Here is a 14,236-nt window from a genome sequence, read left to right as displayed (position 1 = left end):
GGGCATGGACAGCAGTGCGGCTTTCACCGGGGAATCCTGGAGCGCGGAAAGCAGGGCGACCTTGGAGGCCGTCTTCGCGTCGGTTGCTGCGCTGGCTGACCTCGCCGGCCTGAACGTGAACCGCTCTGAACCGCCGGGCACTTGTTCGCCCGGCACGGGTCAGTCCGGTGCCGATGCGCACGACTCCGGTTCGCCCGGCAGGGATGCGTTGCGGGGTTCTGATCCGTTGCGGGCCTTCGCGGACGGCTGCCTGGACGGGCTGGCGGTGCTGGCCCGGCTGGAGCCCCGGGTGGCGGCGCTGAAGGCGCGGCTGGCCACGGATTACGTGCAGGCCGCCGGGGCGCTGGTTCCGCCGGCGGCGTCCCCGCGGGACCGCGCCGCGCAACAGATGGCCGCGGTCGCCGAGGTCGCGTGTGTCCTGACCGTCAGTGAACGCACCGCCGGGGCGCTCCTGTCCGACAGCCAGGCGCTGACCACAACACTGCCGCTGACCCTCTCGGCCCCGGAGGCAGGGGAGATCTCCTGGCAGCACGCCCGGATCGTCGTGGATGAAACCAGCGGCCTGGATGAGGCGGGTGCGGCCGGGCTTGAGGCGCACTTCCTGGACCCCGACGCGCCGGAGGCGTCCCGCGACTGCCGGGCCGGGGAGCTCGTGGCGTGCCGGTTCCGCGCCAAGGCCCGCGCCTGGCGCGAACGCCACCACCCGATCAGCATCGAAACACGCCATACCAGGAGCGCCGCGGACCGGCGGGTCGAGTACGTCCCGGACCGGGACGGCATGGCCTGGCTCTCCGCGTACCTCAGCGCCGAGACCGCCGCGGGCATCTGGGACCGGACCACCGCAGCGGCCCGGGCCCTGCAGAGACCGGGCGAGACCCGCACCCTGGCCCAGCTCCGCGCCGACATCAACGCGGCCTGGCTCCTGACCAGCGGCACCACCGGCACCGGCAGCGGGGACAGCGGACGGCCCGCCAGCGGGAGGCCCGACGGCGGAGGGCCCGACGGCGGGAGGCCCGGCAGCGGAACATCCGACGGCGAAGGACCCGGGCACGGAGCGGGTGCAGGCCGTGGGGATGCGGGGTGCTCCGGGAAGGTGCCGTCGCCGCGGGCGCAGGTCCTGGTCACCGTCCCGGTCCTGTCCCTGCTGGGCGCCACGGACGAACCGGCCGTCCTAGACGGGTACGGGCCCATCCCGCCCTCCATGGCCCGCCGACTGGTCACCGACGGCGCGGACTCCTTCTACCGGGCCCTGACCGACCCCCGCGACGGCGCGCCGCTGGAAATCGGGCGGAGCAGCTACCGTCTCAGCACGGCCCAGCGCCGCTGGCTCCGGCTCCGCGACGGCAGGTGTCCCTTCCCCGGCTGCGGCAACCACTCCCTGGACAACGACGCGGACCACCTGCTCGCCTGGGCCGACGGCGGCGGGACCGACATCTCCAACCTGGCCCAGCCCTGCCCTAGGCACCACCGCCTCAAACACCTCTCCGCCTGGACACCCACCGGAGCCGACAAAGACCACCCGCCCGGATGGACCTCACCATCAGGACGGCGCTACGCCAGCGAACACCAGGACTGGGAACCACCCCACTGGCCACAGCAGTCCGCGCCCGTCCCGGACCCCGGCCACGATCCCGGCGGCGATGCCGGCCGGAATACCGACCCGGAACCGCCTCCGGATCCCATCGCGGACTGGCACTCATTCATAGGCTGGGACCGACTCCCCGACTTCGACGCAGAGGATCCGTACTGGTCGGCGCCGCCCCCGGATCCCATCGCTGACTGGCACTCATTCATAGGCTGGGACCAACTCCCCGGCTCCGACGCAGAGGATCCGTACAGGTCGGCGCCCCCGGACGAAGCCATCCCGGAACGTTTCCTGCCCGAATATGCCTGATCGACCAGTTGCTTGGCGTTTCGGGGCGCAACTGAGGACAACCGAGCTTTCCGCACCATCGTGCGGGGGGCCTTCCAAACAGCAAGCGATTACATTGACCACGCCGACCTTCGGCGCTCCTGCTCAATTTTCATGGGGGACAGGTCGTGGACGGACCCAACTACGGCCAAAATGGGGCCTTCAGCAACGAGACAGCGACCATGTCGTCAATATGAACGACTGATCCTCGCCGATCTCGGCTTTGTTGGGGGGAGCCGGGTAATGCCGTTTGCGATCCTTCTGCCTGGCGCCGTTGGCATCGGGCGAAGGGGAAGCCGTGGACCTTCGGCCGGCGGCGGACCACCGCTTGCCCGGCCCCAGCTTCAGGGTTCGACGTGCTTGCTAGCGGCTTCCTCAAGTTCGATTGCCTGAGTCTCGGCCAGGCGCATCTCCGCGGCCGTGTCGATGTGGCGGGTGAGCACCCAGTACAGGAAGGCCGCGATCGGCAGGCCAATGAACAGGGAGATGTCTGCGCCGCCCATCGCTTCAGCCGCCGGCCCGATGAAGAGTTTTCCGGCGGAGAAGAAGGGAATCATCACCGCGAAGCCCACGAGGTACGAGGCGATTCCGGGCCAGCCCCAGCGTCCGTAAATGCCACGGGGATGGAAGATCTCCGCGATCGCGTAGTGGCCCTTGCGGACGATGAAGTAGTCCGTGAGGTTGACCGCCGTCCACGGGATGAAGAAGTACAGCACCAGCAGCAGGAAATCATTGAAGTTGGCAAGGAAATCAGCGGATGCGATGTTGGCGAAGATGAGTGAGATGGCCGCAGTGATCCCGATGGTGACGATGCGGATCCTGACGGTGGGCCGGATGCGGCGCAGGCTGTCGATCGAGGAGATCAGCGTCAGGGATCCGCCATACATGTTAAGCGCTGTGACCGACACGAGCCCGAGGGCGGCGATGAACAATGCGATTGATCCGAACCCCGGGAACAGCTTGTCGGCGGTGTTCTGGATCGAGGCGATAGTCTCGAAGTCCTTTCCGGCTGCCGCAGCGATGAATGCGCCCAGGAACATGACCCAGATGCCGCCCAGGGCGCTCCCCCAGAACGTCCACTTAAACGTCCCCCGGCCGGATTCCGGCGGGAGGTAGCGGGAATAGTCCGAGACGTAGATAGCCCACGAAATCTGGTAACCGGCCGCCACGCCCAGTTGCCCCAGGAACGGGACAAGGTGGAAACCGGCGAGATCGAACGCACCGCCGGGCAGGTCAAGGTGGGTAAGAACCGCCGCCGTGAGCAGTGTCAGCATGATGATGGTCAGGTAGGTCAGGTAGCGCTCGAAGCCGTGGATCAGGTCATAGCCGAAGAGTGCGACGACGACCGCGACAATTGTGATGACCCAGAACCAGAGCGTTTCGTTTCCCATGTGAAGGGACCCGGCCGCGGCCTCACCGGCCAGGACAGTGTTGAACACGTTGAATCCCGCGTACTGCAGGTAGGCGAACAGCCACACCAGTAGAGCGCCCACGTACCCGAACTGCGGACGGGACTGGATCATTTGGGGCAAACCGAGCTGCGGGCCCTGCGAGGAGTGTGCCGCCATGAACAAGGTGCCCACCAGGACGCCGATCGCGATCGCAATCAAAGACCAGATCAGGTTCCCGCCGGTCGTGATGCTGATCAGCCCCACGGCGAGTGTGGCTATCTGGGCGTTGCTCATAAACCACAGCGGCCCAATGTGCGAGACCTTTCCATGTCTCTCACTGAGAGGGACGTAGTCGATCGACCTGACTTCCAGTCCCCGACCCGTTGCCGGACCCGTGGCTGTACTCATGACATGTCTCCTAGAACGGGATGCTGCTGGCATCGGTGCGGGATCGAAAGCCGCAGCGACCGGAACCGCACCAGCGCCGCGAACTAGTGAAGCGAATCACATGCGGAGCGTGGACAAGAGTAAACTCCTGCCATTGCTTGCCCATATTCGATTGACAGAATCTTGGGCCCATTTCTATGCGAATGTCCATAGCCCAGGCAGACTGCCATTCTGTTCAATGGCGGCCATCAGTGGATCACTGCCCATAAGACCGGCGGGCGGCCGGAAGCGGAACGGACCAGCAGAACCGGTCACTTCGACCGCCGCCTATCAAAGTCACTTCAAAGGTAACTGACCACAGCCATCGCTCAGGGCTTCGTTGCCGTCAGGGGAACGTCGTTGGGCGGCGGGAGCGTCCGGCCGCCGCGCAGCACCACCGGCGGCACCGGAGCTGAGGTCAGCACGGGAGATACCGGCAACGGCCTTGGTTTCCGGGCCGGCTCCGGCGGAGCAGGGAGGGTGAATTCCGACCCGAAGGCAGGCGGTGGAGGGTTGTGCAGTGCCGGGTCAATCAGGTCCGCGAGCCCGGGGTCGTTGTCGACGCGGTCCACCCCCAGTTTTGGCAGCCCGAGCAGCTGCATCACAGTCTTGGGGATGCCGGCGTGGTTGGACCAGCGACTGTCGATGCCTGGCTTGACCGCGCCGCCGAACATGACCAGCGGGACCCGCGGGCCGTAGGCGAGTTGCACCCCGTCCGGCGTGTGTTCAACATTCGGAGTGGCGACGTGGTCATCCCAGCCGCCCCAATCGTCCCAGGTCAGTAAGAACACCGTCTCGTCCCACCCGCCGGACCGGACTACGGCGTCCACGGATTCCCAGATCTTGTTCATCCCGATCGTCACGTCGGCGGTCGGGTGTTCGTCCTCGGGCGCACGGTGCCACAGATAGGTCAGGGCTGGCAGCTTCCCGCCGGCGGCGTGAGTGACGAACTGTGACTCGGGAATCAGATGAGGGGAGCCGTTGAGTTGCTTGTAGTATCCAGCCGGGTAGTTGCCGTTGCTCGTGTAGCAGGCCCAGCCGATTCCCGTGTCAGCTGCCAGCCCGGGAACCGAGGGCATGTCCCACACCGGCGGAGGCAGGGTACGGGACGGGTTGCGCAACGTCGGTGACTGGCCGCCGACGATCAGGAGGTGGTTCGGCGTCGAGTTCGTGCCGAAGCCGCTGCAATGGTTTTCAAGGAACGCCCCGCTAAGGGCCAGATAGGCGTAGAACGGGATGGCCGTCATGGTGTCGAACTGGGTGTGGGTTGCCTGGTGCTCTCCGGTAAGCCAGCGGTAATAAGCGTGCCGGTCGTGGGGTTGATCCGATGCGGGCGGGTTGGGCTGGCTCGGCCAGTCTGAGGCAACGTTCGCCCCATACGGTGCTAGACCCCGGAAGTAATTGTCGGTGGTGTGGTTTTCCTGGACCATCACCACAACTCGCTTGACTCTATTGTTCGCCATGTCGTCCCGTTTCCTCCGCCGGTCGCCCCGGCGCTTGATCGGTCACCACCGAGACTATGCCGGATCCAGCCCCGAGTCGCCTCCCAGCGGCACCTTGACGGCCAGGCCCGATGTTCCCGACGGCCATCAGGGGTCAGACGGGGGCGTCTGCAGCATGGACGTTGATGGGTTCCGGCCCGGCACGTCCCGGCCCGACCAGATCTTGATGATCGTCCAGCCGACGGCGGCCAAGGGGACGGCGAGCAGGGCGCACCCGTCCCTCCGCACCGTCAGGGTCGTCCGCGAGTAGCGGGGGCACTTGCTCTCCTCGCCTGCTGCGCGTATGAGGAAGACATGGGCTCACAACGGGACATCCTGCGCGGGCGCGTGGCGGTCGTAAAGGGCTCCACGCGCGGTCTAGGGTTGGGCATGGCCCGGCTGCTGGGGCATCGGGGCGCGGCGGTAGTGCTGGCGTCCAGATCCGGCGCCGACGTCGCGGCCGCCGTCGAGCAGCTGCAAACGGAAGGGATCAAAGCGTCCGGACGTCCGTGCGACACCGGTGAGCTAGCCGACGTCGAGGCCCTGCGCGACGGGGCCCTCAGCCGCGGGATACTCGACATCTGGGTCAACAACGCTGGAGCGTCCGGCGTCTTCGGGCCGACGGCGTCCGCCCCGATCGATGACTTCACGCTGGTGGTGCGGACCAACATCCTCGGCACGTTCCATGGTTCGAGAATTGCTTTGCCCGTGTTCCTCGCCCAAGGCCCCGGGGACCTCGTCAACGTCAACGGTCACGGCGACCAGGGGCCAGTGGCGCTGCAGAACGCGTATGCGTCGAGCAAGGGTTGGGTGCGTCAGTTCACGGAGACACTGCGGCTGGAGACCAAAGGAACCGGCGTCCGGGTGCACGGCATGAACCCAGGTCTGGTGCTGACGGACATGCTGGGCGCATCACCTCCCAGCCCGGCTACGAGCATCGGCTGGGCGGGTTGCAGGTCGTCGTCGGACTATGGGGGCAGACCGCTGACGACGCCGCCCGCCCTCTCCTGGACCTCGTAACGTCGGACGCCGCCGAGTTCCGGTATCTGACCAAGGCGACCATGGTGACCCGCGGGGTGCGGAACTTGCTGGCCGGACGCCTTCGTCGCGCCAACCGCATGCCTATGCACGTCACCGTACTGGACAAGCATCGCAGCGGCTGACTGAGCCGGTTCCCCCAGTCTTACTTCGGCGACGATTTGAGTGCCATAGCCGATCCCCCGCCGCGTCTGACGGGCTCAGCGGCTGCGACCATAGCGCCGTCGTCCAGGAATTCGATGGCGGTCGCGGCGCCTATCTCCGCTGCCGACGTGAACGCATCCCCCGACGGCGTGAACTCGTGGCCAAAGGGTGTCAATTGCTTGCCGTACGCGGCGATGAACTCCGGCTCGGCCGTGACCTTGGCCGTGTTGCGTTGCGAGGCGCGCGGTGCAGCAATCGCCTCGGAGATGGTCATGCCCAAGTCCACCCGGTTCAGGATGGTCTGCAGGACAGTCGTGATGATGGTCGAGCCGCCTGGCGAGCCGAGAGCGAGGAACGGCTTACCCTCCTTGAGGATGATGGTCGGCGACATGGACGAGCGCGGCCGCTTCCCCGGCGTGATCCGGTTCGGGTCCGCCTCGTTGTAGACGGTCGAGAAATCGGTCAGCTCGTTGTTGAGCAGGAAGCCGCGGCCGGGGACCACCATGCCGGACCCGCCGGTCTGCTCGATCGTGAGGGTGTAGTCGACCACGTTCCCCCACTTGTCCGCGACCGTCAGGTTGGTCGTAGAGACGTTCTCGGTGTCCTTTTCGTCAGCGGGCGCCACGGCGGCAGCCGGGCACGCGCCGTCGTACGAGGACACGGACCCCGGCGCAACTGGCTTCGCCGCCGCATGCAGCGGGTCGATCTGGCAGGCGCGCTCCTTGCCGAACAGCGGGTCAGTGAGCGCGGCCGTGGGGACGTCGACAAAGGCGGGGTCACCCACGTACTTGCCGCGGTCGGCGAAGGCAAGCGCGCTTGCCTCGAGGTAGTGATGCAGGGCGCCGGGCGTGGACATCCCGGACAGATTGGACGGCTCCAGAATGTTCAGCGCCTCGCCGACCGTGGTGCCGCCGCTGCTGGACGGTGCCATACCGTAAACGTCCAGGTCGCGGTAGTCCACGTGTGTGGGCGCCTGATCCAGGGCGCGGTAGGCGGCCAGATCCGCCGTCGTCATGTGGCCTTTCGGAACGGGCAGCGTTGTCCCGGCCCTCTTGGGCGGAGACTGCACGGTGGCTGCGATTTCGGCGGCGAGCGGGCCACCGTAAAAGCTTTCGGTGCCGTTCTTGGCGAGGAGCCGGTAAGTCTCGGCGAGGTCGTGGTTCTGGAAGACGCTGCCGACGGCGGGAGCGTCACCGCCCGGGAGGAAGAGGCTGCTGGTGGAGTTGAACGCCTTGAACCGGAGCTTGTTGTCAAGGGTCTGCTGGCGGAACGTCTTGTCGACCACGAACCCACGGGTCGCGACTTTGATGGCGGGCTTGAGGGCGTCCCCAAGGCTGAGCGTGCCCCACCTGTCGAGGGCCCGCTCCCACGTGGCTGGCGTGCCGGGGACGCCTACGGAGACACCGCTCGTGACGAGCTCGGGCGTGAAGTTATAGGGCTGCTTGGTTGCAGGGTCGATGAACGCGTCGTGCTTCATGGCTGCCGGTGCGGTCTCGCGGCCGTCGATCGTGCCCACCTTGCCGGTCTTCGCGTCGTAGAACACGAAGTAGCCCCCACCCCCGATCCCGGAGCTGTAGGGCTCGGTGACCCCAAGGGTCGCGGCCGCGGCGACGGCGGCGTCCGCCGCGTTGCCGCCCTTGCGGAGAACCTCGATCGCCGCTGCGGACGCCTCCGGGTCCACGGTGCTCACCGCGCCGCCGTAGCCGGTGGCGGTCGGGGTCTTTTCCGTCACCCGCGGATCGGCGAACGCCGGGGCGGCGACCGCGCCGCTGGTCACGCTCAATGCCAGAGCCGCGGTGACGGCCACCAGCCCACGTTTCATATCTGCCATGATGGCCCCCGAGTCCTTGTGATGCGAGTTGACAACAATTGTCACGCTACTCCCCCGGCCTGCGACACTCAACACTTGCGCCGTCAGGAATGGATGCCATTTCAGTAGCCCGCAGAAGAGCGGCGGATGTACGGATGTATGGGACATCCGGCACGCCATTTACGGAAAAATGTGCCACGAGCTTGGTTGTGGGGAATCCCCCTGTGTTCAACTGATGAGGCAGCGATGCGCCAATTCAGAGGCGTGCAGGGTGCTTGGTATCCGCTGCAAACGCCGGCAATCGCTGGTCGCACACGCCGCGGAAACCGCACGTGGCCCTGGCCGGACTCAGCCCCACCCACGTCTTCTTTACCGCGTGGAGCCGCAGGCCTAGCGAAGCCAACAACATTACCGTCAACGCCGCCATGGTCCGCAATGTCCTCGACACCACGGGCCCATCCGGGAACCTGCAGCACGTCGGACTCGTCACCGGCCTCAAGCACTACTTGGGCCCCTTCGAGGCCTATGGCACCGGCGCGACACGCCTCACCCGTGTGGCGTCCTCGCGGCACACCGACAGCGACCTCAACCGCCCTGTCGAGTGCTTCACCGACATGACCCGCAGCCGCAACGCCGGTTTTACCGGCTACGCCGACACGCTCACTGCCTTCGCCACCCTGTTCGACACCCTGCGCGACGAACGTGTGATCCCCGCCTAGCCAGCGCTGTTGCGCAGTGGCCCCGCGCGGTATCTTGCTTGAATGGACGATACATCTCAGGTCATCGTGGTTGGCGGCGGGTTTGCTGGCATGACCGCGGCCGAGGAACTCGGCCGCAAGGGCATCCGGGTACTCCTGATCGACGCGAACAACTACCACCAGTTCCAGCCCCTCCTTTACCAGGTGGCGGCGTCGCAAATCGGCGTTTCGGCGGTGGCCCGGCCACTGCGTTCCGTGTTCCGCGGTATCAAAGGGGTGCGCGTCCTGACCGCCGAGGTGACGGCGATCGATGCCGCCACCCGGGCTGTCACCACCGCCGACGGCTCCCGTTACCAGGCACGCATCCTTGTCATTGCACCAGGCGCCGTCCCTAACTTCTTCAACACCCCGGGCGCCGAGGAACATGCCTACCCGCTGTACTCCGTGGCCGATGCCACGCGTCTGAGCGCTGCGCTCACCGGCGTCCTGGATGCGGCGGACCGCGAGCAGGCGGGCAACGCGGACGTCGTCGTGGTCGGCGGCGGGCCCACCGGAGTAGAGACCGCCGGTGCCCTGGCGGAGAACGTCAAGTACCTGGTGCCGAAGTATTTCTCCCCGGAGCTCGCGGCTAGGTGCCGCGTCCATCTGGTGGATATGCTCCCCAGCGTGCTGATGGCATTCTCTACCAAGTCGCAGGAGTACACCCGGGGCCGGCTCGCGAAACTCGGAGTTCAGCTGCACATGGGTCAGGGGGTCACCGACGTCCGTGCCGACGGCGTCACGCTGGCGGACGGGACGGTCATTCCGGCTCGGATCGTGGTCTGGGCCGGCGGCCTGCAGGCCGGAAAAATCATCGCCGAGTCCGGCCTCCCGCAGGGGAAAGGCGGGCGCATCGACGTGCAGCCGGATCTCACCGCGCCCGGCGTCGACGGGGTCTACGTGCTGGGCGACGCAGCCAACATTACCGATGCCGCGGGCGCCAAACTGCCGCAGCTCGGTTCGGTCGCGCAGCAGTCCGGAAAATGGGCCGCCCGCAACATTTACGCTGACCTGGCCGGCGGCACCCGCCAACCGTTCGCCTACTGGGACAAGGGCTACATGGCCATGGTCGGCCGTGGAGCCGCAGTAGCCGAACTCGGCCCCAAGCGCATCCAGCTGCAGGGCCCGCTGGCATTCGCTTCCTGGCTGGCGGTTCACCTCGCCCTGCTCCCGGGTTTCCAGCAGAAAGCCCGGGCGCTCTCCTCCTGGGCCGCCGGCTACGTGACGCACAGCCCGTCGCAGGTGATCGTCGGCAGACCGGACTAGGGCACCTGTTTGGCCTAACTCGGAATCAATCGTCTGACGGCGCGGGCAGCGCCTTCCGACCCGCCGTCGTCGGCCCACCGCCCCTCGACTGGCTACCCAACGGGAGGTAAGCTGGCTCACCACCGAAAAGCGGCAGAGATGAATCGCAGGGGTAAGCCGATGACCGAGAATTCGCAAGGCGGCCAAGACGCTGCGGCAAGGGCCGGGAATCCCGCACCGGGGGCCGATGAGTCCCGCAGCGGTGCAGATGTGGGCGAAGCGGTCCAGATCGCGGAGTCGGGCACCAACGCGGAGGGGGACCACTCGCATCCGGAACGGGCCAAATCAGGCGAGGCGCCTGTCGAGCAAGTGTTCAACGATTCCGCCATGACGCAGGGGCAACGGACTGTGACCGACTCCGCCAAGACAAACGGGACCGTACCGCCTGGGCCCCCACCTGCAAAGGCCGGATCCGGTGGCGCCCAGTCCGTTGTCGGGGCCCGCGAGTCGGACCGTCTCGCGGGCGGCGAGCAAACGGCCACGGGCAAGCCCTTCGACACCGGTACGGGCGACGCCGAAACCGGCGACGACGAATAGCACGTCTGGGCTCAGGCCAACAGATCCAGCAGGGCCACCGGGCACACCGCCGGCGCCCCGGAGCCGTGGCCCTCGCGTCAGCCTTGGGTGAGGACGCAGAACTCGTTGCCCTCCGGGCAGACGAAGCCCACGGGTTCAACATTGGTCACACCGGGGCCCTCAAAAGGAACACCCCAGCCGAGTGTCTCAGCCGAGTGCCTCAGCCCAAAACCGGCCGAGCGCTGAGTGATCACCGGCTGGACGTCCGAAGTGCACCCAACAGCCACCCCGGGCCCCGCCGTCGCCGTCGACTTTTAACCCAGACACCTTTCAGCCAAGTCAGCAATACTCTTGGCACGCCCTACAGCCATTACCGGAGGAAGAATGCCAGCCTGTTTTCCGGATCGCCGCTCGTCCCGCGACAGTCACGTCCGTGCGGGACAGGTTCCGGGGTGTGAGCTGCATGGGGCCGGCGCCCGGGTGAGAGGCGGCTGGCAACCATGACTATCGTAGGTGTGGTTTTCCTTCTGGCCTGCCTCGTCTGGATGGTAAGCCTCTTCGGGGAGTTGAAGTCGAAGCGCAGGAACTGGATCCGGCTTTCCACCTTGGGCTGGAGGCATGGCGTCTTGCGGGTGGCGGGCCTTGCCGGAGTTGTCGGACTCATCGTGCTCGCCTGGCCGTGGCGTCCTGTGGCACTGTTCGCTTCCTCGGGTACCCCTGAGCTTTTCGCCTTGGACGTTTTTCTGTGGTGCCTGTGTCTAGCCCTGACAACATTGACATCGCGAACCGGGCCCGCGCCGATCCAGCAACGTTCCGAGGCGCCGCCACCGGCCTTCCCTCAGCAACCCCCCACCCCGGCGCAGGGGCACGCGTCGGCCTGGGTGTCGCGGTTCACGTTCCTTGCCGGGCTGGCAGCCGCTGCTGCATGGATCGCCGTCAATCGGTTTACATCCGAACCTCCAGCGGGCAGTACGGGCAGTTCATCCTCCGGGTCCGAACTCACCCTTCGGACTCGGGTCAGGCATGTTGTGGTCTTTGTCCAAGAGAACCACACCACGGATAACTACTTCGGGGGCCTGCGGCCTTACGGCGCCAACGTCGCCACTGATTGGCCGGAACAACCGAACCCGCCGGAAGCCGACCAACCACACGACCGGAAAGCCTACGCCCAGTGGCTCCAGAACGGCACGGCCACCCGCACTCAGTTCGATACCCTCGCCGTCATACCGTATTACGCATACCTGGCGGTGACAGGCGCCTTCCTGGAAAACCACTGCAGCGGATTCGGCACCAACTCCACCCCTAACCACCTGCTGCTCCTGGGCGGACAAAGCCCTACGCTGCGCAATCCCCCATCGGACGAGGACTTCGAATGGGACATGCCGTCCGTTCCCGGGCTTGCCGACGAGGCGGGCCTGGACTGGCGCTGCTACACGGGCGAAGACCACTACCCGGCCCGCTACTACACGCAGTTGACGGACTCTCCCAATCTGGTACCGACGTCGGCGTTTACGGCCGATGTCGCCGCCGGATCCCTGCCTGCTCTTTCCTACGTATGGCATGAAAGCCCAGGAAACGAGCACCCCACCCAAAATGTGTCAGACGGAATGAACGCTGTCTGGCAGGCGGTGGACGCCGTCGTGAAATCCGGGCACTGGGACGACACCGTCTTCCTGCTCACCTGGGACGACTGGGGCGGCTGGGATGACCATGTCAGGACGCCGAACGTGGAGCACACTCCCGACGGCGTCCAGCTCGCCTACGGCCCCAGAGTCCCCCTCATCATGTTCGGCGGCTCCGTCCGACCCGGCATCGACAGCCGCTGGTCCTCCCATGTCGGAGTGGCCAGAACCGTCATGCAGCTTCTGGGCCTGCCCCCGCTTGGGGTCGACCGCGTCGATACCGACCCCGGTCTCGCGGACCTGATCGACCCCACCCTGCACCAGCCGCCGCCACCCTCCTACGGCTCCCGAATTTCCATGCCCCCTCCACCCAGCCCAAGGCCGCAGCCCGCACCAATGCCGCCGGCCCCCATCACGGCGTCCGTTCCGGTCCCCCCGGTGATCCTGCGCGATGGCACCACGATTCCGCCGCCCCACGACGTGCTGGTCAGGGCATCCCGACCCCCCGACCCGTCGACGCCAAAACCAGCGGCGCCGGCCACTGACCGTGCGTAGCGCGGCGGTTCTGGGGGTACGGCGGTACCCAGGCCGCAGCAGGGAACGACGGGGGACATCCCCGGCCGGAGACCTATGCTGGTGTCACCAATTCGTCGGTCTTGAGGGCAGAGCCATGACCGAATCAGTAGTGGGCCGCCCGACTCCACGCGTCAACACGAAAGCGGGATGCGCATGACGACCGGAAAATCAAAGGGAACCATCGGCCGGGGCGCTGCCGGTCTGCTGGTGCTGGCTACGGCGATAGTCCTGGCAGTTTCGGGCTGCCAGCCAGGGTCGGTGGCGGGCAACCAGGCGCCCGCGACGGGCGCCCGCGCGGACCGCCCGGGGCACGTGTTTGTGATCAATCTCGAGAACCAGGGATTCGACGCGGCCTGGGGTGCTGACTCGGACGCTCCCTACCTGTCTCAGACGCTTCGCCCCAAGGGCGTGTTGCTGTCCAAGTACTACGCAATCGCCCATCATTCCGCTCCCAATTACATCGCGCAGATTTCGGGGCAGGCCGCCAACCCCATGACCCGGAACGATTGCGGCACGTATGCCCCGTTCGTGCCAGAGGGCACCGCATGGCCGGGGCAGGTGAAAGGCACCGGCTGCATCTACCCCGCCTCGGTGCCGACCGTCGCGGGGCAACTCAGTGCGGCCGGGAAAACTTGGAAGGGCTACATGGAGGGGATGAAGAGTCCATGCCGGCACCCTGAAGCCGGGGCCGAGGACGCAAACCAGGATGCCTCACCGGATGATCAATACGCGACCCGGCACAATCCCTTTGTGTACTTCGCGGCGATCACATCCTCTCCGGATTGTCAGAAGAACGTGGTCGACTTCACCGAACTGGCTGGCGACCTTGGATCCGAAGCTACCACGCCGAACCTTTCCTACATCAGCCCCAACTTATGCAATGACGGGCATGACAGCCCCTGCGCGGACGGCAGGGAGGGCGGTCTGGTCAGCGCTGACGTCTGGCTGCAAAAACACATCCCCACGATTCTGGACTCCCCGGCCTATAAGCAGGACGGAATGCTCGTCATTACCTTCGACGAAGCTGACGGTGCCAGACAAGGCCCAAAGGGCGCCGTTCCCGGCGGAACAGCCGGGGGCCGCGTCGGCGCCCTGGTGCTGTCCCCCTTCGTCCGGGGCGACACAACATCGGACAAGCCATACAGCCACTACAGCCTTCTGGCCACGATCGAAGACACTTTCTCGCTGCCACGCCTCGGCTATGCCGGTGCGCCCGGAGTCAACGCTTTTGGATCCGACGTCTTCAACTCGCTGCCATGACCCCCTCATGCCTTCCTT

Annotated in this window: 11 protein-coding genes; 8 read left to right on the top strand and 3 right to left on the bottom strand. The window is 66.4% G+C overall.

All coding sequences use genetic code 11. The features are described 5' to 3' along the window. Positions 1-4: 4 nt before the first annotated feature. On the top strand, positions 5-1,894 hold the full coding sequence (locus tag ACFVVK_RS06365) for a DUF222 domain-containing protein (protein WP_390264967.1): 1,890 nt from the start codon (positions 5-7) through the stop codon (positions 1,892-1,894). Positions 1,895-2,256: 362 nt separating this feature from the next. On the opposite strand, the gene ACFVVK_RS06360 is transcribed toward ACFVVK_RS06365, so the two are convergent. Continuing rightward, complete coding sequence (locus tag ACFVVK_RS06360; protein ID WP_390264964.1) at positions 2,257-3,711, bottom strand: purine-cytosine permease family protein; 1,455 nt, start codon at positions 3,709-3,711, stop codon at positions 2,257-2,259. Between the two features lie 347 nt (positions 3,712-4,058). After that, positions 4,059-5,192, bottom strand: coding sequence for an alkaline phosphatase family protein (locus ACFVVK_RS06355; protein ID WP_390264961.1), 1,134 nt, complete (start codon positions 5,190-5,192; stop codon positions 4,059-4,061). 154 nt (positions 5,193-5,346) lie between these two features. Here ACFVVK_RS06355 and ACFVVK_RS06350 point away from each other — a divergent pair, with 154 nt between their 5' ends. Together ACFVVK_RS06350 and ACFVVK_RS06345 are read left to right on the top strand one after the other, a co-directional pair. Then, complete coding sequence (locus tag ACFVVK_RS06350) at positions 5,347-5,481, top strand: hypothetical protein (protein ID WP_390264958.1); 135 nt, start codon at positions 5,347-5,349, stop codon at positions 5,479-5,481. Between the two features lie 44 nt (positions 5,482-5,525). Continuing rightward, the gene (locus ACFVVK_RS06345) at positions 5,526-6,230 is read left to right on the top strand and encodes an SDR family oxidoreductase (protein WP_390264955.1); all 705 of its coding nucleotides are present in this window, start codon (positions 5,526-5,528) and stop codon (positions 6,228-6,230) included. 163 nt (positions 6,231-6,393) lie between these two features. Here the strand turns inward: ACFVVK_RS06345 and ggt are convergent, their stop codons facing one another. Beyond that, complete coding sequence (gene ggt, locus ACFVVK_RS06340) at positions 6,394-8,223, bottom strand: gamma-glutamyltransferase (RefSeq protein WP_390264952.1); 1,830 nt, start codon at positions 8,221-8,223, stop codon at positions 6,394-6,396. Between the two features lie 254 nt (positions 8,224-8,477). Between ggt and ACFVVK_RS06335 the strand changes: the two genes are divergently transcribed. From ACFVVK_RS06335 to ACFVVK_RS06315, 5 genes are all read left to right on the top strand, one after another. Further along, a complete protein-coding gene (locus ACFVVK_RS06335) occupies positions 8,478-8,921 on the top strand; it encodes a hypothetical protein (protein WP_390264949.1) in 444 nt (147 codons plus the stop codon). A gap of 42 nt (positions 8,922-8,963) precedes the next feature. Continuing rightward, on the top strand, positions 8,964-10,205 hold the full coding sequence (locus ACFVVK_RS06330; protein ID WP_390264946.1) for an NAD(P)/FAD-dependent oxidoreductase: 1,242 nt from the start codon (positions 8,964-8,966) through the stop codon (positions 10,203-10,205). A 159-nt stretch (positions 10,206-10,364) separates the two neighbouring features. Continuing rightward, positions 10,365-10,781: a hypothetical protein gene (locus ACFVVK_RS06325; protein WP_390264943.1), complete on the top strand. Its 417-nt coding sequence runs from the start codon at positions 10,365-10,367 to the stop codon at positions 10,779-10,781. Positions 10,782-11,788: 1,007 nt separating this feature from the next. Beyond that, positions 11,789-12,937: an alkaline phosphatase family protein gene (locus ACFVVK_RS06320; protein ID WP_390264940.1), complete on the top strand. Its 1,149-nt coding sequence runs from the start codon at positions 11,789-11,791 to the stop codon at positions 12,935-12,937. 174 nt (positions 12,938-13,111) lie between these two features. Further along, entirely contained in the window at positions 13,112-14,218 is a 1,107-nt protein-coding gene (locus tag ACFVVK_RS06315; protein ID WP_390264937.1) for an alkaline phosphatase family protein, read from the top strand. Positions 14,219-14,236 lie beyond the last annotated feature (18 nt).

The organism is Arthrobacter sp. NPDC058192, assembly GCF_042883665.1.
Classification (GTDB): Bacteria; Actinomycetota; Actinomycetes; order Actinomycetales; family Micrococcaceae; genus Arthrobacter.
The sequence above is the reverse complement of the archived record's forward strand: the minus strand, read 5'-3'. Positions and strand labels throughout refer to the sequence as shown.